Origin of the sequence: Rickettsia asiatica (genome assembly GCF_007989425.1) — a bacterium.
Lineage (GTDB): Bacteria > Pseudomonadota > Alphaproteobacteria > Rickettsiales > Rickettsiaceae > Rickettsia > Rickettsia helvetica.
Map to the genome: position 1 here is coordinate 432217 of NZ_AP019563.1, position 21071 is coordinate 453287.

Here is a 21071-nt window from a genome sequence, read left to right on the forward strand (position 1 = left end):
ACACACTAATTAAAATTAGTCAAATCACCATTTATTATGCCATAAAAATATCTATAAAATCCCTTAAATGCAGTATTGTACTGGCATTTGAGGCTATTTTCTGATATAATCTTTAGTAGAAATAAGTAAGATAAATAATGATTATGTCAGTAAACAAAATAGATAAAGCACAACCATTCTTACAATGGGTGGGTGGTAAAAGAAAAATTGTTGATCAATTAGTTCAGTTTATCCCTCTAAATGTAAATAACTACTATGAACCATTCCTTGGTGGTGGGGCTTTATTCTTCCATGTAAGAGATAAGTTTAAACATTGCTATCTATCTGATATTAATCTGGAGCTAGTGACCTCCTACAATATGATAAAGAAAAATCCTGATGAGGTCAGTAAATTACTAGACTCCCATAAAGAACAACATTCTAAAGAACATTATTATCAAGTTAGGAGTAACAATGATAGTAATGATCCAGCTAAAATTACTGCAAGGTTTATTTATCTGAATAGATATTCATTTAAAGGTATTTACCGCGTTAATATCAACGGCAAACCAGCTCAAACTTTCTCTGGCAGAAATTATGCCAAATCTGATATTGCCCCTAGATTAAAACAATGTAGCAGCCTTTTAGCTGGCACAGCTATTTTTGCTATGGATTTTTCTTTCATTGAACCACAAAAAAATGATTTCGTGTACTTTGATCCTCCTTATCATAAATCAGGTGAGAAGTTTTATACCAGATTACCTTTTGATGAAAGTGAGCAAACGAGACTTAGAGATTTTGCTCTAGAGCTAAACAACAAAGGAGTTAAAATAATGCTTTCTAATAGCAATACTCCGTTTATTAGAAACTTATACAAGAATTTCAATATTAAGATTATTAAAGTTAAATATTCTATGCCTGAGAATAATAAAATATCTGATGAGGTAATAGTAACGAATTATTAAAGAGAGATTAAAGTACTGAAATCTACCATAACTCAATCAGTTAGCCATTATTATTTTCTAAATCATAAACAGCTTTAATTATTTTGAAATTTCATCAATTCAAAAGTAAAACCTTGAGCCTTAAAAGCCTTATCTAAATCCTGCATATAATTATTTCTCACATAGTAATCATAGAAAGCTGATGTGGATTTAAGGATTAGTTTCTTATTATCTATATCTTATTCTGTCACTACTAAATTTACTTAATACACTAGAATCAATATGTTTGTTATAACGCTGAATAAGAAATTGCCGCACCCTGTACCATATTGTATCAGGATTTAATTGTTTACTGAGCTGTGATAAATAATTTTGCGTTTCATCTTCAGTATTATTCTGCTTTGTCTCAAGCTCAGTAAATGGTATAATGTCCAACTTTCCAATACTATTGCCATAGATCATTTGTACTTGCTGTAGTATCTGATCTTGTGTATTTTCTGAAAGCTTAATATTTTTAAGCAGTTTTATCTTATATTGATTATCAACTATGCCAATAAAGCAGCAAGAGCTTAGTAATTCATAAGCTATATCAGAATCAAAAACGCCGATTATTTTACGTTTCAGTTGTGCTTGTTTGCTAATATTGCTACTGCTTTCTATCTCATTTAAATATTGCTCTTGAGCTTTATTTAAGTGACTAGATTGAGACTGAGTAGGACAGTTATTAGCTTTAGTATTTTCTTCACTTAGCTCATGAAATAACGCCTTAGCCATATAATCCATCAGGACTTTCTTATGACCAAAATGATGATGAGAATATTTTCCTGCAAGCTTTAAGAGCAATTGATTGATAGAATCAAGATTAAATGCTCTATTTGATTTTATCTGGAGTAAATTGCCATCTTCTTGGCTTAATGGATAAAAATCTATTAATTTTTTTCTTTTGAACCAGCATTTCTGATTAACACGACTAATTGCAGTATTATTAGTGCTTGATTCTGTAGAAGTAGAATTATATTGTTTAGAGATTTTATCCATAACTACTTGCAGTGTAGTGTTAATTTGTGTAGCTCCTGGTGTGCTATCAGTGCTAGATGCACTAATATTATCGCCTTGTTGTTCATAGTGTACTGGTTTTATGCTATTACATTGTGAATTTGCTTCAAGTTTTTGTTGTTGTAACTGATTTTCTGCATTTTGACTGCATTTATCTTTTTCATTTTGCAAAATTGTAGATTCAGTATATCTAGATTTATTAGATATATTTTTATTATTATCTATAATATTATAGAGTGGTCCAAACTTTTTTGGGGTTGAGTCAAAATTTCTTTTGGGTTGACCCTAAAGTTTTTTGGAGTTGAAGCAAAAATTTTTTCATTTTTAGATGGTATTTTATTAGAAGCAGGTTGGAAATTTCGAGCTAGCTTAATACAAGGAGTATTACGGCATTTAATGCCATATTTAACAACTGTTGCGTTGTAAACTTGAATAAAGCCACTTTTTTGTAACTCAAATATACATTGTCTTACACGTTCTTGACAAACACCTAAGTGTTCTTGAAAGAAATGATAAGTTTCCTTAAGTTCATCAATGCTATTATTATGATAGATTTGCAAGCGAAAGACTATTAGAGATAGAAGCTGTCTTGCAGTTTTACTTAATATTTTTCCGTTATGAGATGAGAGATTACTCCATTCAGGAGGAATAAAATTGCCAACAAAATTATAGAAAATTATTTGCTTTTGATCATCAAAATTATGCGTTGCACAATCATTAGTAAAATGCGATGAGCATATAGTGAGCATAAGGAGTATGGAGGCAAAATCGGTATATTAAGAAAAGCTAGGAGATAAGGTGGTGGGCGATAGAGGGATTGAACCTCTGACCTTTACGATGTCAACGTAATGCTCTAACCAACTGAGCTAATCACCCGTATGATTTTTTAAAATTATGGACCTTATAATATTTATAATTACGATAAGTGTCAATTGATTAGTTCAAGTTATATTGATAACAAATAATTGTATAATATATCAAATTTGATATATTATATATATAACAAAGTGGATTATAAAATTTATAAATAATGCTGCAGAGAAAGAAGTACAGAAGCTTACTTATGATCTATAAGCTGATTTTTTACATCTATGTGAACTGCTTATTGAGTTTAGTCCACATAATGTAGGAATGCCTCACACAAGAAATATAGAAGACAAACTTTGGGAACTAAGGTTACGTGGTAAAGATAATATAGCAAGATCAATATATTATTTAGCTATGGATAAAAAAATAGTTATATTGCATACATTTATTAAAAAAACGGAAAAAACTCCTAAAACAGCTATTTTAATAGCTAAAACTAGATTAAAGGAAGGTTTTAATGAAAAACTTTGATGAATTTAAAAAAGAGTTATTATCAAACCCTGAAGTAAGAAAAGCTTATGAAGAACGAAAAATGGAATTTGAGATAGCAAGCACTTTAATAAAGGCTCGTCTTGCATCTAATATGACTCAGGTGGATGTTGCTAAAAAAATGTCTACTTCTCAAGCTCAAATAGCAAGAATGGAAAGCGGACATCATATTCCTAATTTCTTAAGCCTTCAAAAATATGCTAAAGCTGTAAATCAAAAAATTAATTTGTTAATTACCCCATAGGTTCAATTCCCATAGGGTGTACTACTAAATCTGTATGTAGTTTTTAACCCTTGTTTTTTACAAAAATTCATTAATGTACTAGATTTCAAGCTTTATTTCCATTATTTATAATATTTTATTATTTAGTCTATAATTTTATGGTGGATTTAAAAACTAAAGCCTTTGATATTTCTCAAAATTTTACTATTGCTCTTGACGGTCCTGCTGCTTCAGGTAAAGGGACCATCGGTTTAATACTGGCCAAGAAATTTTCTCTTAAATATTTTCAGTCAAGTATTGTTTATAGGCAGCTTGCTTTTGACTGTATTAGTCAAAAGCAAGATATCACTAATATAGATGCGGTAATTGCTTTATCTAAAGAATTAGAACTCGATAATACTAGACATCTTTCCAAAGTCGCTTATAGAGAAGAATTTAAAGGAGACACGGAACACAGCACCGCAGCGTATACAAAAGTACGTGAGGATGCGAGTACCGGATCGACGTCTAAATTACCTCTAGAAGTAGAGTTTGGGAAGATGTCTAATATTGATTTAGAGAATGAGAATATAGGAAATATAGCATCACAAATTGCCATAATAAGTGAAGTTAGAAATAATCTAAACAAATACCTGATTAATCTAGTAAAAACAACGCCAAGAATTATTATGGAGGGTAGGGATATAGGCACCGTTGTTGCACCTGACGCCGATTTAAAGATTTTTATAACCGCAAATCCTCAAATTAGGGCTGAAAGACGATATAAGCAGTTGCAAGCAAAAGGAAAAACATGTATACTCGATGAGATTTTACGGCAAATAATTTTGCGAGATAAAAGAGATAAAGAGCGAAAAGCTGCACCGTTATTACCGGCTTCAGATGCTTTAATTATCGATACTTCAGAGCTTACGGCTATGGAAGTCGTAGAAGAAGTAACAAATTACATAAAGAATAAAATAACTTGAAAAAGTGCTAGGTTATTTTATTCAATTTTATTGGTATTGCAAAATATAATTATAGATATCGTCATTGCGAGCGGTCAAAGACCATGTGGCAATCCAAAAAAATAATAAATTTAACTGGATTGCTTAGTCAAAATTTTCAATTTTTCCTCGCAATGACGTAATGTATTTTACAATATCGTTTTATTAACCTTTTTAAAAATTTTTATTAGTTTAGGTTCTATGAATATTGAGCCTAGGCACTTTAGCTAATATTACGAGCAGAATATGTCAATAAAACTAAAACAACGATTTGTTCCACAACTTGCAGCAATTAATCACGAATTTGAAGAAGATTTTTCTAAAATGCTTGAAACCGTTGATATAAGTCACATAAAAGAAAAAATGGTAGTGAAAGGTCAAGTAATCGAAATAAAAAACGATATGATTATTGTTGACGTTGGATTAAAAAATGAAGGTAGAATACCTAAGTCTGAATTTTTAGCTTTACCTGAAGTTGGGGACATAGTTGAAGTTTTCATCGAGAAAATTGAAGGACGTAACGGCAGAACGATATTGAGCCGTGAAAAAGCAGTTAAAGAAGAATTATGGGGACAACTAGAAATCATGTGTTCCAAGGGCGAATTTGTCGACGGTACGATTTTCGGTCGTGTGAAAGGAGGCTTTACCGTGGATTTATCCGGTGTAGTAGCATTCTTACCAGGAAGCCAAGTCGATGTTAGACCTATTAAAGATCCTACTTCTATAATGAATATCAAGCAACCGTTTAAAATTTTAAGCATGGATAAAAAGCTTGGTAATATAGTAGTTTCAAGAAGAGCTATCTTAGAAGAATCACGTTCCGAAGCTAGAGATGAGATGCTATCTAAAATTAAAGAAGGCATGGTGTTAGAAGGGACCGTGAAAAATATTACTGATTACGGTGCGTTTATCGATCTTGGAAGTGTTGATGGTTTATTACATTTAACCGATATTTCTTGGGGAAGAGTTAACCATCCTTCAGAAGTGTTAGAATTTAACCAAAAGGTTAAAGTAATGGTTATTAAGTTTGATGAAAAAACCAAAAGAATATCACTTGGTATAAAACAACTTGATTCTAACCCATGGGAAGCAATTAAAGAAGAATTCCCCGTCGGTAAAAAAATGATAGGTAAAGTTACAAATTTTGCTGATTACGGCGTATTTATAGAATTAAAAGACGGACTTGAGGGACTTGTTCATTCAAGCGAAATTAGTTGGTTAAAATCTAATCAGAATCCTAGAAAAACGCTAACTATAGGACAAGAATTAGAATTCGTAGTTTTAGAGGTCGATACTGAAAAGCATCGTATTTCTTTAAGTATTAAACAATGCCAAGAAAATCCCTTAATAAAATTTGCCGAAAATAATCCTGTCGGTACTATAATTAAAGCACCGATTAGAAATATTACGGATTTCGGTATTTTTGTTGCACTCGGTAATAATATGGACGGCATGATTCATGAAGGTGATATTAGCTGGGAAGATAAGGGAATGGATCTATTAACATCATACAAAAAAGGTGACGAAATAAAATGCAAAGTTCTAGCCATTAATATTGAAAAAGAACAAGTTAGTTTAGGTATAAAACAATTGTCGCCGAATCCATATCAAGAAATCAGTGACGAATATAAAAAAGGCACAATAGTTAAAGCCCTTATAACAGAAGTTAAAGATGATGGACTCGAAGTACTATTAAACAATAAAGTAGCAGGTTTTATTAAAAGAGTTGAATTATCAGATGAAAAAGATGAGCAGAAACCTGAAATGTTTAAAGTAGATGAAGAAATAGAAGCAAAAGTTACTTCTATAGAGAAATCAACCGGTAGAATTTTATTATCGGTAAAAGCTCATAAAATAGCAGAACGTCAAAAAGCTCTCAAAGAATACGGTTCTAGTGATAATACTACCAATATAGGAGATATACTTGCTCATGTTTTAGAAGATAAGAAGTAATAATCTATATCGTCATTGCGAGCTGAAATTGCCTGCGTGGATCGAAAAACGTACTCGGCGTCATACCGCGTGGCCTGACCACGGCATCCAGAAAAACAACTTACAATACTAATAATTTTAGTATTTTTAACTGGATACCGCGATCAAGTCGCGGTATGACATCTTTAATCAATCAATTTCAGGAGAAAATATTAATGTCGTATGTACCGATAGTAATTGAACAAACCTCTCGAGGGGAGCGTGCTTATGATATATATTCAAGATTGTTAAAAGAACGTATAATCTTTGTATGTAGCACTGTTGAAGATCATATGGCAAACTTAATCGTTGCACAATTATTGTTTCTTGAAGCAGAAAATCCTAAAAAAGATATATATATGTATATTAATTCCCCTGGAGGCGTTGTAACCGCAGGTCTTGCGATTTATGACACAATGCAATATATAAAACCTAAAGTGGCAACGCTTTGCATAGGTCAAGCTTGTTCTATGGGTTCACTTTTACTTTGCGGCGGTGAGAAAGGAATGCGTTATAGTTTACCTCACAGCCGTATTATGATCCATCAGCCGTCAGGAGGTTATAAAGGACAAGCTACTGATATAGAAATCCACGCTCAAGAAACCCTAAAAATCAAAAAATTAATTAATGGATTATATAGTAAACATACCGGGCAGGATATACAATATGTGGAAAAAAGTATGGAACGCGATAATTTTATGTCACCGGAAGAAGCAAAAAAATTTGGATTAGTAGATAATATAATTTCTTCTAGAGATGCTATGGCATTGTTAGCAAAATAAAGATTAAATTTTATAAAAAAATCTTATAGATTTAGTTTTATTATTATAGTATAAGAGAGTTAATTTGTTATAGTCAATTCAGTGGGATTTGCATGCAAGGAGTGAGGAATGAAGCCTATAACTAATAGGAGAGCGACGAGTGACGATGTAAGGCGAGTCCAAATCAATTGACTATATTGGGGTCATAGCTCAGTTGGTAGAGTGTTTGAATGGCATTCAAAAGGTCGGGGGTTCGATCCCCCCTGGCTCCACCATGTCTTATTTCTATTTCAATTTATAAACACTTCAAACAGTAAACATATTATAAACTAAGGACTTTTTGCTCTTCAAAAAAAGGTTAGATAAATATTCAATCTTTATCATAATTCTTTTTTAGATTAGTTTTGACTTACTTAGTGAATTAATAAGAGGCTATAAAATGAATAAAGTAATTACACAATTATCAGAAATTAAATTAGTTGGTATATAGCCCGCGCCACCTCAAACGTCGCAGAAATGAACGCTGATACTGCAAAAATAGGGATAATAATGCAGCGATTTTTTGCAGACAAATTACAAGACAAAATCCTAAATACAAAAACTCCGGAAAAAGTTTTTGCAGTTTATACAAATTATGAGAGTGATGCTACCGGGGAATATACTTACTTTCTTGGAGAAGAAGTTACTTCTTTTGAGAATATAGATAAAGAATTTTTGACTTTTACTATTCTAATATAAATTATGCAAAATTTACATCCGATCCTGATCAAATGCCTAAAGTTGTTATGGATATATGGCAAAAAATATGGAAGATGGATGCAGCAATGTTAGAAGGTGAAAGAGCGTACATAGCTGACTTTGAAATATATGATGAAAGAAGTAGTGATCTACATAATGCGGTAGTTGATATTTATATTGGCATCAAAAATACTTAATAGTTAAACTAGGCTCTGTGAACATTTCTAATTGATTTGCTATTTTGAGGTATTTTTTAGCGAAAATTAATAAGATTTTTGATAGGATGTTGTTCATATTTCAAAAAAATCTTATAATTTGCAGCAAATAACCAAAATTAAATCTTTTTAGAAATGTTCACAGAGCCTAAGCTATATGCTTTATCGGCAAGTTTTAAAAATAACTCATTTTCTCTCTATTCCATCCTCAAGATTCCAACAGATACTAGCATAAGCTGGACAAAATACCAACTTCTAACCTCTTGTAATTTAAAGCCAAAATAATTTGCTGCAAATTCGGTATCTTTCTCTATACCATAATAAATGCACATACTTCATTTATAGGATATCCAATTACTCTTTTAGGGTCAATTACTACCCATTGCTTATCATTTTGTAATATATTCTCATGATGTAAATCACCGTGAAGTAAAATTTGAGGTTCGGAATTTTGAAGAAGCTCATCTCTCAATTTTCTTGCCTTTTGTAAGTAAGTTTTAGGCAAATCCCATTCTTTATCCAAAGCTTTTAGCTGATCCTTGATATTAGGAAAATGATGAATTTTTGGTACAGATGCTTTGTGTAATACGCTCATTACCTTGCAAGCTATAGCAATTTTGTTATCTGATGAATATTCTTTTAAAGAAATACTGGATACTGCTCTCTCAAGTAATAAAGCATTATCTTTTTGAGCTAGAATAGCTACAGCCCCAAAACCTGAAAAAGCTTTTAAAGCTTCCGCTTCATTTACTAAGTCCTGAGCAGCAAAGCTTAGTTTCAGTATAATAGGCTTATTATTTTGATACCCTGTTATTTTGATACCCTGATAGAACATAATTGAAAGATAAATTGTCTATAGGAGTTAGATTAGATAAATTCCACTCACTGGCTAATTCTGTTACAATTTTCGGTAATTTTTCAAGCCAGCTTTTCCCTTGCTCTTTATATATACTAATTATATTATTTTTAAATCTATTCATATATATATATGAATCCATTTTAAAAAAGCTAATTTAACTCATAAAGAAATTATTTTTATAGTGAAATGCATTGAATTAGTTAAGAATGTTCTTCCACCTTTTATATGGCGTTGTTGCATGGTTCTTATGTCATTCCTGCAAAAGCAGGAATCCAGTATTTTAAAGCTTAATTTGAAAAGTAAAAAATCTTTAAAATCAAGATTTTTTAGCCTGGATCCCTGCTTTCGCAGGGATGACATCGATCCTTAAGTTGATGCTCATGCACGAAAACGGGAATATGAACATAAACTTTATCCCGCTTTCTACTTCTCATTTTTCGTTTCTTTTAAAATGGCTAGAAATGCCGCATGTGAAACTATGGTGGGATGAGGATATAAAATGGAGTTTAGAATTGATCGAACAAAAATACTTAAGCTATGTTAAGGGATATAAGCTAGAAAATAATGACCCGAAAAATATACAAGCTTATATTATAGAAGCAGACCATACTCCTATAGGGTATCCAAATTTACAATGCTTATGATTTTGAGCGTTCAAGACCCATTAATAAACTTACCTTCAAAACTTGCAGCAATCGATTTCTTTTTAGGTGAGCCTGAATATTTAAATAAAGGGGTAGAGTTACTTACTCTAAGAACTTTTTTAGAAAATTTTATAGATAAGCAATATACTCATGTTTTAGTTGATCCTGATAGAAAAAATATCGCTGCTATTAAAACTTATGAAAAAGCAGGATTTAAAATAATTCAAGAGAATAACGACGTCTTAATGCTTAAGGAATTAAGGCAATAATTCTAACTTTGGCAATATATCTTATAATTTGTATATTTCTTAAAGCCTAATTTTTCAGCAAGTGACGTTGCCATTGGTGAAGTTTGAATTATTACCTTATCGATTCCCATTTCTTTTAATATTTTAGACCTAGCTATATATAAATCACTTGCAAGACCACGATTTCTATATTCCGGCATCGTTGAATCGTGATAAAAACCTGCTATGCCGTTTGCAAAAATTATAGAGGCAGTTGCAACAATTTTATTTTCTTCATATGCAGTAAGTGGAATAAATACTTTGTTATCTCCAATAAATTTTGATAAATTATCAAAATAAATATTATAAACATCATCACTAAATCCAAATGATCTAATTAATACTCGAATCCATTCCTTATATTCCTCTATTCCAGTAATAATTCTAATATTAGACATCTTCCCAAACTTCGCTTCTAGAGGTAATTTATACATCGATCCGGTACTCAAATCCTCATGTACGTTTGTGTACGCTGCGGTTCGAGGTGAAGTGTCTCCTTTAAATTCCTCTCTATAAGCCGGTTTGGAAAGATGTCTATTTTTATTATCCATATTTTGTTTAGAATAATCTTTAAGCTCATAAACCATTCCAGGTACGTCACCAAAATCAGTATATTTACCGTTTTGGAAATGCTCAAGCATTTCAGATGATAGATTCTTTTCATCAACCCACCAAGCAAACGGTAAATCCTATAGTTTAAACACTTCTTCCATTTTATCCATTTGGCTTATATTCACTTTATCAGGCAGTACAATCATATTCCATACAGGATGATTGCATCCTGTATGTATCAGATAATAATTTATTCCATCTATTTGTTGCTCTTGTAGCCTCAAATATCTAAATGTTTCTATTAAACTTTGATCCACTAAATCAGCATTATTACTCATAAATTTATCTAAGTGTATTAATTATATACCAAAAGTTATAATAAGAATTAGGAAATAGTAAAGAAATATATTTTGCAAAGCTAGAAATATTGTTATAGATTAGGTTCTGTGCACTTTTGATTAATGATTATAATTATGAGATATTTTTAAGCGAAAATTATAAGATTTTTGCAGTAATAGTTATTCATATTTCAAAAAAAATCTTATAATTTATAGCTAAAAAATATCTCATAATTATAATCATTAATCAAAAGTGCACAGAACCTAAGTATAAAAAAGAATTAACGAGTAAAATGTCAAAAAATCAAAGTTTAGATATAGAAAGAAAGCAAGATCATATTAAAATTAATCTTATAAAAAACGTCGAATCTACACTTAAAAGCGGTTTTGAATCTATTCAATTTATTCACAACGCATTACCGGAAATTAACTACGATAACATAGATACAACTACTACTTTCCTCGGAAAATCTTTACAAGCACCTATTCTAATTTCTAGTATGACCGGAGGCACAACTAGAGCTGGAGATATTAACTATCGACTTGCACAGGCCGCCCAAAAAGCTGGAATTGCTATGGGGCTTGGCTCTATGCGGGTTTTATTAACGAAACCGGATACGATCAAGACATTTGCAGTAAGGCATATAGCTCCCGATATCCCTTTATTAGCCAATATCGGTGCAGTGCAACTTAATTACGGAGTGACACCTAAAGAATGCCGGTATTTAGTTGATGCTATTGAAGCCGATGCCTTAATTTTACATCTGAACGTATTGCAGGAGCTAACTCAGCCGGAAGGTAATAGAAACTGGGAAAATCTTTTACCTAAGATAAGAGAGATGGTTAATTACCTCTCTGTCCCTGTAATTGTTAAAGAAGTAGGGTATGGTTTATCTAAACAAGTTGCTAAAAGTCTTATTGATATAGGAGTTAAAGTTCTTGATATTGCAGGGAGCGGTGGGACATCTTGGAGTCAAGTAGAGGCTTATCGTGCTACAAATTCGTTACAAAATCGTATAGCTAGTAGCTTTATTAACTGGGGAATTCCGACTTTAGATTCTCTAAAAATGGTGAGGGAAGTTTCAGACAATATTCCGATTATTGCCAGCGGCGGGTTAAAATCCGGCATTGACGGGGCAAAAGCAATTCGTATGGGAGCTAGTATTTTTGGACTTGCCGGTCAATTTTTAAAAGCTGCAGATACATCAGAAAGCTTACTTTCCGAAGAGATACAATTAATAATCAAGCAGCTTAAGATTACTATGCTATGCACCGGATCACGCACTTTAAAAGATTTAGCAGAAGCAGATATAAGGCATTGCTAGATTAGTCAAAATTTAACGTCATTGCGAGGAAATTATGTAATAATTGGAGGGTGTCAGAAAGTTTATGTAAGTTATAAAAATAGTTAAGAATAAAATTAATTAAAACAACTTACATGAGGCTAATATGAAAAATAAGAGCAAAGTATCAAATCCAACTATAGAAAAAGTAGTATCAGAAATACTATCACAAAGTGATCCATCTGAGATATTTAGGCAAAGAAGGGATATTTCAGGAAATTAAAAAGCAGATAGTAAATAAGATTTTAGAGAAAGAAATAGGAATCTCATATAGGTTATGAGAAACATTCTAAAAATGAGAAAGACTCAGATAACAGACATAATAGGCAATTATGAAAAGACTCTAATAGATCCAGAAGGTCGTAAATTGAAAGTAGAAGTGCCAAGGGATCGGGACGGAGAATTTGAACCTCAACTAATTCCAAAAGGAGTGCGTAAATTTGAAGGATTTGATGATAAAGTAATATCCTTATATGCTCGGGGAATGACCATTAGGGAAATACAATGGCACTTAGAAGAACTATATGCCACCAAGGTATCATCTGAGTTAATATCAAAGGTAACTGATGGTATTTTAGAGGAAGTAACTGCCTGGCAGAATAGAGCACTTGATAATGTATATCCTATAATGTACTTAGATTGTATTCATGTTAAGGCAAGAGATAATCATGTAATAATAAATAAAGCAGTTTATATAGCTATTGGAGTGAATATGGAGGGCAAGAAAGAGCTATTAGGAATTTGGATAGGCAAGATGAAGGGTCTAAATTTTGGATGCAGGTAGTAACAGAACTTAAGAATCGAGGAGTTGAACAAATATATGTTGCATGTGTTGATGGTCTTAAGGGTTTTCCAGAGGCGATAAATAACATTTTTCCAAAAACCATAGTGCAGTTGTGTATTGTTCATATGGTAAGAAATTCTGTAAAATACGTATCATACAAAGATTTAAAAGCGGTAACAGCTGATTTAAAAGCAGTTTATTCTGCAATAAATGAAGCAGAGGGATTAAGAGAATTACAAAATTTTGCCAAAAAATGGGATGAAAAATATCCAGTTATTTTTGACATATGGCAACGAAATTGGTCTGGCATAGCTCCATTTTTTAGCTTTCCGGAAGACATTAGAAAAGCGATTTACACTACTAATGCTATTGAATCCACTAACCGTCAAATTCATAAAATTATTAAAAATAAAGGAGTGTTTCCAGATGACAAATCGATTCAGAAAATAATCTTTTTGGCGTTGACAAATGCCTCTAAAAAATGGACAATGCCTATTAAGAATTGGGCGATGGCTTTAAATCAATTTGCAATCCTTTGTGATACTACTTTACAAAATTGGGCAAATGGAGAAATCATACTTACACAAAGAATCTGACAGACCCAATAATTGACGAAGCAATCCAGTTAAAAAATGCTAAAAACAATACTTTTTTATTATTTTTCCGGATTGCCACACAGCCTATGGCTGCTCACAATGACGATTGACATATTCTGCAATATATTTTAGTCCAGGAATAATTACTTGGTCATCAAAAAGACTAAACTGAGTCATAATTTAAATTCTTAAGTAGCAAATTTAGAATACTCTTCAATTGCACTTTCATCTTGATTAGTCATGGTATGTACATATCCTGGATAATCTTTTGGATCAAATTTATATTTGATGGGTATTGGTATTTTAAATGCATAATCAAAATCTTCTTTATTTATCATAATAACCTCTGCAACATTACGGATATTATATCATATAAATACTTTATACTAATCCTATTACTATATTATACTTTTCTTCATCCTAGGCTTTCCTATTAAATAGCATAGTACCGGACAGTTTTTACTCGATGTCATCTCTGCGAAAGCAGGGATCCAGGCTAAAAAATCTTGATTTTAAAGATTTTTTTATTACATTATTTCACTTTTTATGTAAAACCTTTAATCATTTGATTTTTTTAGGTTTTACTGGATTCCCGCTTTCGCAGAGATGACATCGAGTAAAAACTGCCCGGTACTATGATTAAGTAGATGATGGTTGTCATGTTATTATTTCAATTTTGGCATTGGAAAATTGCGGATTCTAGGGTGCATGTGAGTATGTAGTACTCTTATAATCATTATACCTTTTTCTTATTTTATATTAGACATCTTCCCAAACTCTAAATCTTTAGGAGCAGAATGTTCTGCTACAGAAATTAAATATAAAGCATCCTTTAAGGTTAATTTGTTTGGTATAGGAATATCGATATTAACAGGCAAAAACGCTTGCATTAACACATTTCTTTTATTTTCTTCTTCAGCTTGTTCTTTCTGTTTTCTAATTTCTTTACAATTAGAACAGGAACAGTAAGTATGGTCTCGATGATCACATACAGGGCAAAATTTTTCAAAATGTACTACATTATAATTCCTATGACTTCTACCGTCTAATTTACTTACTAGGTTTATATCCGGACAATATTTACAAAATAATTCATTATGAACTACAAGCGGAAAAAGTTTAACTAATATGCTAGGATATACATTAATCTCAAATTCTTCTAATAAATTAGCTATTTTCTCATGGTTATAGTAACGTTTTATTAAATCTTTGATTTGTTCTTCTGTTAAATGTGATAAATCTTTATGAGCCATAACTTAATATAAATTAATTGATTATTAGGTATATAATTGTAACTTATAAAATTACGGCTATAATAGAGAAAGTAATATAAATATACAACTATTTTTATTATAAAAGTAAAAATAGAAATTAAAAGACTATCAATATGAGGTAATTAGTAGACGATAAGCTTTCTTAAAAGCTTTTAGACTTTATAAATGTAATAACAAATGCATATGAAACTTTTAAAGGCTTGACAGTGGAAACCTTGATTACTACTTTGGCTTTCCCGTTCGATAAACTACAAAAATTGGCTAACTGTCCAGACTAGAGCGTGGTATGTTAGTATTACAGAAAAAAGATATTTTTGTTTAGGTAAAGTTGATGGTAATATTTTAACAGTCCGTTTTATGTTCCAAGATAATCATATAAGAATTTTTGGAGTAGGATACTGGCGTAAAGGTAAGAGGATTTATGAGCAAGAGAATAAAATACACTGACGGGGGAATAGATGCAGTAAAAATAGTAAAAGATTTCTTGCCACACCCTAGAGAACTTTTATTAAAAGATGATTCTGTAAAAGTAACCATTTCTTTAAGTAAAGAGAGCGTAGAATTTTTTAAATCAGAAGCAGCAACTGCACATGTTCCTTATCAAAAAATGATTAGGATTTTACTAGATAAATATACTAAGCATTATAAAGAAAATACAAGAGCATAACATACTCTTCTGCTTTTAAGAATTGCTCTTTGTTATCTTCATGGATTCACGTACTCACTTATTAAGTATAAGCTGTATACACTCACCATTTGATAACAAATTCAATTCTTGCAATCATTTGAGTATACCATAAACTAAATTGGCGGGGAGGGTGTATGTTATGCAAACCTTTAACCTACATAAACTAAAGTTAATTAATATTCTAATAAAATTTTCTTACTTTAACAACCCTAATGAAAAAGAAAAGATAGCCATCATCTGATACAATTATATTAATAAAATATTAATTTATTAATTATTCATGTTGCTATTATGTGTTAATTATGTCATAATAATGCATAATTTTACATAAAAAAACAATGAACAATAATTCACATAATAATCCTGACAACACAATGCCTTTAGCAGTGATAATTACTGTACATTATGACAACAACTCAGCTTTTAATAAAAATAGAGGCTATTTTAAAGCTAATAAACAGCAATTACTAAATGGTTATAAAGTTATTGAGATAGATGATATAGCAAGCCCAAGAGATATTGAGAATATTTTAAAGGATATACCCCCAGATAAAATAGTTTTTTTTTGGCTAAGAGGTCATGGTGAAGCAAAATCAATACGATTTTCAGAACAAAATTATTTACTATCACAAGAGGTAGAAGAGATTTTTCACTGGTTACCAAATAAATTACAAGCGAAGGCAATTCTCTACTTAGAGTCATGCTCAACCGGTAGCCTTGAAAATGATTTTTATAATAATATTCAGTTTAGCTTTGCCAAGTTAACGAAACCCTAGTATTAAAGTTATTGCTCCTGCAGAAAAAGCAGCTTTAAATAAATTTACCATCGATCAGGATAATAATTTTAAATTTGCAGCCTTACCTGATTATAGTATAACTTCTCCTAATATTATGAAAATTCTTGATAAAAGTGTAAAAGAATTACTTAAGGGTATCGAGTTAAATACAGAGTGAAATTATCAGGATCAACTTCGTGAAAACGTAAAAGCTGGTAACGATGTATTTAAGCATTTTAAATTTAATGAATATCTTGCAGATAATTGTTTCCTTCATGAGAAAGCAATATGTGCAGCTATATTTGCTAATGATTTAGAGGCAGTTAAAGAATTAACAACACTCTTTAATGTAGATGTAAATAATCCATTAACTATGGGTGAAGGACTATGTTATTTCCCATTAAGCCTTGCTATTGATTCTAAAAACATACAAATATTGAAATTATTACTAGAGCAAGGGGCGAATATTTTTGCTGAATACAATAATTCCTCGCCTTTTAAATATTTGCTAGAACATTATAACTCCGGAGATTTATTTTATTTATCTACTTGGCAAGAAATAGATCAGCATTTAATAAAAAATGGTGAAAAATCTCTTATTGATAAATTTAATATACAAAGAGATGAATATAGAATAGCTAAAAGTTTTTATCAACATAATGATTTAAAAGTTGCTTGGGAAAGTTCCGTAGATGAGATAAATACTAACAATTCTCAGCCTTATTTTGATAATCAAGATACTATGTGTTTAGGAAATACCATACATAAATTATGTAATTTGATACAATAAACTAAACTGGCGGAGAGAAGGGGAGTCGAACCCCCGACACGTTGCCGTGAACACGCTTTCCAGGCGTGCGCCTTAAACCACTCGGCCATCTCTCCAAAATTTTTAGCATTGTGTGCCCCCCTATGGCTTCCTATGTAATTCTCGCAATGACAACTCAGTATCCATGCGGGTAACGCTAAGACTTATTCTTAGAAAAAATATTATTAGTTTCTTCTAGCTCATTTTTAGTATTAACACCAACAATTAAATCATGATCAGTAGATAATAAATATGAAACTTTTTCACCGTGATTTTTACATATTTTTACTATTTCAGTTAAATAAACTTCCTTATTACCGTTAGTATTAGTAGCAAATAAAGGTAAGTATTTATTTAAAATTCCTCTACTGAAAGCCATAATACCTGAATTACAAAGTTTTATGTTTTTCTCTTCTTCGCTTGCGTTTTTATGTTCGATTATCTCTAAAAATTCGCCATTTTTATCAGTAGCTATTCTTCCATATTGAGCCGGATTTGCTCTCTCAAAGCTTAAAGTCACTAATGCAGAATTAGTAAGGCTTAAATAATCTATTAATTCATACATAAGTTTTGGAGTAATAAGAGGATGATCACCGTATAAAACTAATATTGTTTTATTTTTATCAATTAAATCTATTGCTGCATAAGTAGCATGAGCTGTGCCTTTAGGTTCTTCTTGCAGTACAAAGCGACACATATTTTCATAGGGCATTAAATGTTTTTTAAGTTCTTCTGAATAAACTATAATTACATCATTTGTGATGTTAAGCGAATTCTTTAATACCGTTTCAAGCATTGGAACTCCGCCGACTTTATGCATTACTTTCGGTAAGTCGGACTCCATTCTAGTGCCTTTACCGGCTGCTAAAATAATTATTTGATAATTTGCATCGTTATAAGTCATTGTTCTCCTTGTATTATTTCGTAAACATCATCAGATAACTCATAATTCCCGAAAACTCTTTGTACATCGTCGCTTTCTTCTAAAACTTCCACAAGCTTTAGTAATTTTTCAGCTTTTCCCTTATCATCTATAATTATTGTATTTAATGGAATCCAGCCTATATAAGAGTCTTCAGGTATACCGTATTTGCCGGTTAAAAATTCTAGAACTTTAGAAAAATTTTCAATATCCGTATAGATTGTATGGGTGGTATCATCAGATATAATATCATCTATATCTATTTCTATAACTGCTTCTAAAATATTTTCATTCGATGCTATGTCACTTAGATATTGAATAACGCCGCAATGCTTAAATAAATAATTGACACTACCGGTTTCGCCTAAACTCCCACCATATTTAGTAAAACTAGAGCGTACTTCTGCAGCAGTGCGGTTTTTATTATCGGTTAAAGCTTCAACTATTATAGCAATACCATTCGGTGCATAACCTTCATATCTAATTTCCGTATAATTTTCGGTATTAGAAGAATCATTAGCACTATTAATAGCTTTATCTATTCTTTCTTTAGGGAGATTTTGACTACGTGCGGCGGTTAAAGCATTTCTAAGACGTGGATTATTTTCAGGGTTATTAGAAGAACCGGTTTTAGCTGCAGTAACTATTTCACAAATTAATTTAGTGAAAACTTTTGCTCTTTTTTTATCTTGAGCCCCTTTACGATGCTGAATATTTTTGAACTTTGAGTGACCGGCCATATTTATTTTTTTTCTCCAAACACGATTAATTAACCTTGTTTTGCTTTAAATCTTTTATTCTTTTTATTTATTATAAAAATTTTGCCTCTTCTTTTAACGATCTGACAATCTTTATCACGTTTTTTTAATGATTTTAATGAGCTAACAACTTTCATACAATATACTTTTACATTTAATTTGGACTGATAATAAACATTTTGATTTATTCAGTCAATTACCAATTTAAAGCATTTTAAAAATACCATATTTTATGGTTTTTTAAATAAATTTAACCAATAATTATAAAAAGGTCAAATTATGAAAAAATATTCGCCATATGATTTTAATCAAGTAACTAATAAATGAAGTCAAATAAAATGGAAGAGAATGGAGTTTAGACAAACCATATTATGATGAATTTCTTGTTGAATTACCGAAATTAGTTCAAAAATTTGATCTATCTAAAATAAAGTAGATTATCCAGGTAAACATGTATCCATACTTAATGCAGTAGGGGAGCTAGCATCATATGCTCAACTTGCTAAATGGGCTGAGAACGCTATTAAAGATGAGCAGCAAGGTGAAAATGAAAAAGCTAATAATCAATGGAAAGCTATAAAAGCAGTATTAGAGCATGTTAAAACATCAGGTATAGATTATTGTAGTTTAACAAGGGGTTAGGAAAATAATAAGGGGCAGCACAAGGCGATCAGATACTGAAACTTCTTTTAAACAAAGTTAAGCAAAATATTGACTTAAGTATAGATGAACTGAAGATAGCTAAAATCATAATAGACGAAGCAGATAAAGGAGAATACGGTTTATACGCTATTCCGAGTAATTATAAAAATAATGAAAATGTAAAACATGCAGCTAACGAACATAAGAAATGGTATGAAAGCGTAATTAAAGATGATGATTTTTCAATGTTACAAGCTTTAAGCGATAGTGTGGATACAAACTCTATATTGCAAGAAGAAGATCTAATTGATCTATCTGAGGATGATTCTACTTTATCTCCAGAAATATCAAAGGAACAAAATAATCTTAACGATCAACAACTTGCAGCTTTGGTTCATCAAGCAACTGTGCATACTACGGAGAGGCAATACTACATGTACAACCTTCTACTAGTTCTAATAGAGGAGAGAGCGGTACAGAAAATACTATTTTAGATATACAAACTAAGGATTTAGTAACCTTAATTAAGGCCGGAGTGCAAGCTTTAGATGGGGGTACTAATCCTCAAGATACTCAAGGTAGAACTGCTGAAGACTTTGTAACGCAAGTAAGTAATCTTTTGCAAGCGACAGGAGGTGATATTAATAATTTGTGGGATATGATACCCGATATATTAGGTAATCCTCAAAACACTAATGATGCAGCTTGGGATCTAGATTAAGTCTTTACATCTTAAATGTCATAACTTCTTTTGTTTCATAAGAGAAGTTATGATAGATTGTCTTTATTTCTTAAAAATAATTAATAACCTCTATACGCAAATCTTATATTTTATTGACAAAATTTTATAAATTCTATATATCTCCGTTTTCAAAAATTCAAAATCCATATCTCATGGTTTTTGAGATTTTAATTTAAATAAGGATATATTTGTGAAAGAATCTTTGATTGAAAAATTAAAAAAAGATGCAGTGGGTAAACTAGAATCGACAGATTATTTAAGTATACTTACTGAAATCGGAAAGCTTATTGAAGCTTAATATTGATAATATAGCATTAAGACAAGGTTTATTGTCCTTAGAACAAGTTTCAAAAGAAGCAAAAAATAATAATGAAGCTATTATAAAAGGTAAGGACATATTAGAGTTACTTGCTCAAAATTTACCGGCAACTAAAAGCGATCCATTAAAAACAACAATATTTCACTTACTACTAAATGATTGTAGTGATTATTATAGAAATAATGAAGATGTTAATAATACATATCAATGGCTTAAAGAAATTGGCGTAAGATTTAGTGTGGTTAGAGCTGCAAGTTTAGATGAAGAAATATTAACCTCAGAAAACTTTAACTTTAATAAAAAGTCAGCTGAGTTAGAGCCTGTAGTAATAGAACTTGAACAAATATTAGAAACATTAGGTATTACTAAAGATAATAAGTAATTTTGTATCATAACGTCCCTTGCTTCATAAGATAAGTTATGATAGGCTAGTTTATCTTATTGTAACTCAAGTTATTTTAGCGTTGCCGGTATGGTTTGGAAAAACAGTATGTCATCCCGTGGCGGGACCGG

23 protein-coding genes, 3 tRNA genes and 4 pseudogenes are annotated in these 21071 nt (G+C 31.1%); 18 read left to right on the plus strand and 12 right to left on the minus strand.

All coding sequences use genetic code 11. The features are described 5' to 3' along the window. Positions 1 to 143 precede the first annotated feature (143 nt). The gene (locus RAS_RS02420) at positions 144 to 944 is read left to right on the plus strand and encodes a DNA adenine methylase (protein WP_147142020.1); all 801 of its coding nucleotides are present in this window, start codon (positions 144 to 146) and stop codon (positions 942 to 944) included. 74 nt (positions 945 to 1018) lie between these two features. Here RAS_RS02420 and RAS_RS10985 read toward each other — a convergent pair. Both RAS_RS10985 and RAS_RS02430 read right to left on the minus strand, forming a co-directional pair. Next, positions 1019 to 2728: pseudogene (locus RAS_RS10985) on the minus strand (hypothetical protein). Positions 2729 to 2778: 50 nt separating this feature from the next. Continuing rightward, a tRNA-Val gene (locus RAS_RS02430) sits at positions 2779 to 2855 on the minus strand. A gap of 213 nt (positions 2856 to 3068) precedes the next feature. On the opposite strand from RAS_RS02430, the pseudogene RAS_RS02435 reads away from it, so the two are divergent. The 8 genes and pseudogenes from RAS_RS02435 to RAS_RS10430 form a co-directional block, all read left to right on the plus strand. Beyond that, positions 3069 to 3317: pseudogene (locus RAS_RS02435) on the plus strand (type II toxin-antitoxin system RelE/ParE family toxin); the annotation flags it as partial. After that, positions 3304 to 3579, plus strand: coding sequence for a helix-turn-helix transcriptional regulator (locus RAS_RS02440; RefSeq protein ID WP_010422366.1), 276 nt, complete (start codon positions 3304 to 3306; stop codon positions 3577 to 3579). The pseudogene RAS_RS02435 and the gene RAS_RS02440, both read left to right, overlap by 14 nt. A 137-nt stretch (positions 3580 to 3716) precedes the next feature. After that, entirely contained in the window at positions 3717 to 4523 is an 807-nt protein-coding gene (locus RAS_RS02445) for a (d)CMP kinase (protein WP_147142023.1), read from the plus strand. 264 nt (positions 4524 to 4787) lie between these two features. Continuing rightward, on the plus strand, positions 4788 to 6494 hold the full coding sequence (locus tag RAS_RS02450; protein ID WP_147142026.1) for a 30S ribosomal protein S1: 1707 nt from the start codon (positions 4788 to 4790) through the stop codon (positions 6492 to 6494). 194 nt (positions 6495 to 6688) lie between these two features. Then, entirely contained in the window at positions 6689 to 7294 is a 606-nt protein-coding gene (clpP, locus tag RAS_RS02455) for an ATP-dependent Clp endopeptidase proteolytic subunit ClpP (protein ID WP_010422374.1), read from the plus strand. A 178-nt stretch (positions 7295 to 7472) separates the two neighbouring features. Beyond that, a tRNA-Ala gene (locus RAS_RS02460) sits at positions 7473 to 7548 on the plus strand. A 241-nt stretch (positions 7549 to 7789) separates the two neighbouring features. Further along, complete coding sequence (locus RAS_RS10425) at positions 7790 to 8011, plus strand: GyrI-like domain-containing protein (protein ID WP_269473007.1); 222 nt, start codon at positions 7790 to 7792, stop codon at positions 8009 to 8011. Between the two features lie 32 nt (positions 8012 to 8043). Continuing rightward, positions 8044 to 8208 carry a GyrI-like domain-containing protein gene (locus RAS_RS10430; RefSeq protein WP_269473008.1) on the plus strand — a complete coding sequence of 55 codons (165 nt, stop codon included), beginning with the start codon at positions 8044 to 8046 and terminating at the stop codon, positions 8206 to 8208. A 328-nt stretch (positions 8209 to 8536) separates the two neighbouring features. Here RAS_RS10430 and RAS_RS02475 read toward each other — a convergent pair whose 3' ends face one another. Beyond that, positions 8537 to 9061 (minus strand): aminoglycoside phosphotransferase family protein, encoded by a 525-nt coding sequence (locus RAS_RS02475; protein WP_232049296.1) that lies wholly within the window; start codon positions 9059 to 9061, stop codon positions 8537 to 8539. Then, positions 9021 to 9206, minus strand: coding sequence for a hypothetical protein (locus RAS_RS08515; protein ID WP_172616113.1), 186 nt, complete (start codon positions 9204 to 9206; stop codon positions 9021 to 9023). Before RAS_RS08515 ends, RAS_RS02475 begins: the two co-directional genes overlap by 41 nt. Positions 9207 to 9483: 277 nt before the next feature. Between RAS_RS08515 and RAS_RS09465 the strand changes: the two genes are divergently transcribed. Both RAS_RS09465 and RAS_RS09470 read left to right on the plus strand, forming a co-directional pair. Then, on the plus strand, positions 9484 to 9729 hold the full coding sequence (locus tag RAS_RS09465; protein WP_232049297.1) for an acetyltransferase: 246 nt from the start codon (positions 9484 to 9486) through the stop codon (positions 9727 to 9729). Beyond that, a complete protein-coding gene (locus RAS_RS09470; RefSeq protein ID WP_232049298.1) occupies positions 9720 to 9998 on the plus strand; it encodes a GNAT family N-acetyltransferase in 279 nt (92 codons plus the stop codon). Before RAS_RS09465 ends, RAS_RS09470 begins: the two co-directional genes overlap by 10 nt. A 2-nt stretch (positions 9999 to 10000) precedes the next feature. On the opposite strand, the gene RAS_RS02485 is transcribed toward RAS_RS09470, so the two are convergent. Next, positions 10001 to 10657, minus strand: a complete 657-nt coding sequence (locus RAS_RS02485; RefSeq protein ID WP_232049299.1) for a GNAT family N-acetyltransferase — start codon at positions 10655 to 10657, stop codon at positions 10001 to 10003. A gap of 48 nt (positions 10658 to 10705) precedes the next feature. Then, on the minus strand, positions 10706 to 10906 hold the full coding sequence (locus tag RAS_RS02490; RefSeq protein ID WP_147142029.1) for a hypothetical protein: 201 nt from the start codon (positions 10904 to 10906) through the stop codon (positions 10706 to 10708). Positions 10907 to 11199: 293 nt separating this feature from the next. On the opposite strand from RAS_RS02490, the gene fni reads away from it, so the two are divergent. Next, positions 11200 to 12231 (plus strand): type 2 isopentenyl-diphosphate Delta-isomerase, encoded by a 1032-nt coding sequence (gene fni / locus RAS_RS02495; RefSeq protein ID WP_147142032.1) that lies wholly within the window; start codon positions 11200 to 11202, stop codon positions 12229 to 12231. A 124-nt stretch (positions 12232 to 12355) separates the two neighbouring features. After that, positions 12356 to 13629 (plus strand): annotated as a pseudogene (locus tag RAS_RS09475) (IS256 family transposase). Positions 13630 to 13817: 188 nt separating this feature from the next. Here the strand turns inward: RAS_RS09475 and RAS_RS08525 are convergent. Together RAS_RS08525 and RAS_RS02510 are read right to left on the minus strand one after the other, a co-directional pair. Next, positions 13818 to 13967, minus strand: coding sequence for a hypothetical protein (locus tag RAS_RS08525; protein WP_010422388.1), 150 nt, complete (start codon positions 13965 to 13967; stop codon positions 13818 to 13820). A gap of 411 nt (positions 13968 to 14378) precedes the next feature. Then, the gene (locus tag RAS_RS02510; protein WP_147142045.1) at positions 14379 to 14882 is read right to left on the minus strand and encodes a hypothetical protein; all 504 of its coding nucleotides are present in this window, start codon (positions 14880 to 14882) and stop codon (positions 14379 to 14381) included. 442 nt (positions 14883 to 15324) lie between these two features. Between RAS_RS02510 and RAS_RS02520 the strand changes: the two genes are divergently transcribed. The 3 genes from RAS_RS02520 (at position 15325) to RAS_RS02530 (ending at position 17157) form a co-directional block, all read left to right on the plus strand. Beyond that, positions 15325 to 15570 (plus strand): CopG family transcriptional regulator, encoded by a 246-nt coding sequence (locus tag RAS_RS02520; RefSeq protein ID WP_147142048.1) that lies wholly within the window; start codon positions 15325 to 15327, stop codon positions 15568 to 15570. A 359-nt stretch (positions 15571 to 15929) separates the two neighbouring features. Continuing rightward, positions 15930 to 16367 (plus strand): C13 family peptidase, encoded by a 438-nt coding sequence (locus RAS_RS02525; RefSeq protein ID WP_147142051.1) that lies wholly within the window; start codon positions 15930 to 15932, stop codon positions 16365 to 16367. A gap of 373 nt (positions 16368 to 16740) precedes the next feature. Beyond that, positions 16741 to 17157: an ankyrin repeat domain-containing protein gene (locus tag RAS_RS02530; protein WP_147142054.1), complete on the plus strand. Its 417-nt coding sequence runs from the start codon at positions 16741 to 16743 to the stop codon at positions 17155 to 17157. Between the two features lie 7 nt (positions 17158 to 17164). On the opposite strand, the gene RAS_RS02535 is transcribed toward RAS_RS02530, so the two are convergent. The 4 genes from RAS_RS02535 to ykgO all read right to left on the minus strand — a co-directional run bounded on the left by RAS_RS02535 (position 17165) and on the right by ykgO (position 18992). Beyond that, a tRNA-Ser gene (locus RAS_RS02535) sits at positions 17165 to 17252 on the minus strand. 80 nt (positions 17253 to 17332) lie between these two features. Further along, positions 17333 to 18079 (minus strand): sugar phosphate nucleotidyltransferase, encoded by a 747-nt coding sequence (locus RAS_RS02540; protein WP_147142057.1) that lies wholly within the window; start codon positions 18077 to 18079, stop codon positions 17333 to 17335. After that, positions 18076 to 18837, minus strand: a complete 762-nt coding sequence (locus RAS_RS02545) for a YebC/PmpR family DNA-binding transcriptional regulator (RefSeq protein ID WP_147142060.1) — start codon at positions 18835 to 18837, stop codon at positions 18076 to 18078. The genes RAS_RS02540 and RAS_RS02545 overlap by 4 nt, the downstream gene beginning before the upstream one ends. A gap of 29 nt (positions 18838 to 18866) precedes the next feature. Continuing rightward, the gene (ykgO, locus tag RAS_RS02550) at positions 18867 to 18992 is read right to left on the minus strand and encodes a type B 50S ribosomal protein L36 (protein ID WP_147142064.1); all 126 of its coding nucleotides are present in this window, start codon (positions 18990 to 18992) and stop codon (positions 18867 to 18869) included. 750 nt (positions 18993 to 19742) lie between these two features. Here ykgO and RAS_RS10675 point away from each other — a divergent pair. Both RAS_RS10675 and RAS_RS02560 read left to right on the plus strand, forming a co-directional pair. Further along, positions 19743 to 20218, plus strand: a pseudogene (locus RAS_RS10675) (hypothetical protein). A gap of 308 nt (positions 20219 to 20526) precedes the next feature. Beyond that, positions 20527 to 20940, plus strand: a complete 414-nt coding sequence (locus RAS_RS02560; protein ID WP_232049302.1) for a hypothetical protein — start codon at positions 20527 to 20529, stop codon at positions 20938 to 20940. Positions 20941 to 21071: the final 131 nt, after the last annotated feature.

Bases quoted from the DNA above. Each gene is read 5' to 3' on its own strand.
- RAS_RS02420 (WP_147142020.1), top strand. From the start codon at position 144: ATGTCAGTAAACAAAATAGATAAAGCACAACCATTCTTACAATGGGTG.
- RAS_RS02440 (WP_010422366.1), top strand. From the start codon at position 3,304: ATGAAAAACTTTGATGAATTTAAAAAAGAGTTATTATCAAACCCTGAA.
- RAS_RS02445 (WP_147142023.1), top strand. From the start codon at position 3,717: ATGGTGGATTTAAAAACTAAAGCCTTTGATATTTCTCAAAATTTTACT.
- RAS_RS02450 (WP_147142026.1), top strand. From the start codon at position 4,788: ATGTCAATAAAACTAAAACAACGATTTGTTCCACAACTTGCAGCAATT.
- clpP (WP_010422374.1), top strand. From the start codon at position 6,689: ATGTCGTATGTACCGATAGTAATTGAACAAACCTCTCGAGGGGAGCGT.
- RAS_RS10425 (WP_269473007.1), top strand. From the start codon at position 7,790: ATGAACGCTGATACTGCAAAAATAGGGATAATAATGCAGCGATTTTTT.
- RAS_RS10430 (WP_269473008.1), top strand. From the start codon at position 8,044: ATGCCTAAAGTTGTTATGGATATATGGCAAAAAATATGGAAGATGGAT.
- RAS_RS02475 (WP_232049296.1), bottom strand. From the start codon at position 9,061: ATGTTCTATCAGGGTATCAAAATAACAGGGTATCAAAATAATAAGCCT.
- RAS_RS08515 (WP_172616113.1), bottom strand. From the start codon at position 9,206: ATGAATAGATTTAAAAATAATATAATTAGTATATATAAAGAGCAAGGG.
- RAS_RS09465 (WP_232049297.1), top strand. From the start codon at position 9,484: ATGAACATAAACTTTATCCCGCTTTCTACTTCTCATTTTTCGTTTCTT.
- RAS_RS09470 (WP_232049298.1), top strand. From the start codon at position 9,720: ATGCTTATGATTTTGAGCGTTCAAGACCCATTAATAAACTTACCTTCA.
- RAS_RS02485 (WP_232049299.1), bottom strand. From the start codon at position 10,657: ATGCTTGAGCATTTCCAAAACGGTAAATATACTGATTTTGGTGACGTA.
- RAS_RS02490 (WP_147142029.1), bottom strand. From the start codon at position 10,906: ATGAGTAATAATGCTGATTTAGTGGATCAAAGTTTAATAGAAACATTT.
- fni (WP_147142032.1), top strand. From the start codon at position 11,200: ATGTCAAAAAATCAAAGTTTAGATATAGAAAGAAAGCAAGATCATATT.
- RAS_RS08525 (WP_010422388.1), bottom strand. From the start codon at position 13,967: ATGATAAATAAAGAAGATTTTGATTATGCATTTAAAATACCAATACCC.
- RAS_RS02510 (WP_147142045.1), bottom strand. From the start codon at position 14,882: ATGGCTCATAAAGATTTATCACATTTAACAGAAGAACAAATCAAAGAT.
- RAS_RS02520 (WP_147142048.1), top strand. From the start codon at position 15,325: ATGAGCAAGAGAATAAAATACACTGACGGGGGAATAGATGCAGTAAAA.
- RAS_RS02525 (WP_147142051.1), top strand. From the start codon at position 15,930: ATGAACAATAATTCACATAATAATCCTGACAACACAATGCCTTTAGCA.
- RAS_RS02530 (WP_147142054.1), top strand. From the start codon at position 16,741: ATGGGTGAAGGACTATGTTATTTCCCATTAAGCCTTGCTATTGATTCT.
- RAS_RS02540 (WP_147142057.1), bottom strand. From the start codon at position 18,079: ATGACTTATAACGATGCAAATTATCAAATAATTATTTTAGCAGCCGGT.
- RAS_RS02545 (WP_147142060.1), bottom strand. From the start codon at position 18,837: ATGGCCGGTCACTCAAAGTTCAAAAATATTCAGCATCGTAAAGGGGCT.
- ykgO (WP_147142064.1), bottom strand. From the start codon at position 18,992: ATGAAAGTTGTTAGCTCATTAAAATCATTAAAAAAACGTGATAAAGAT.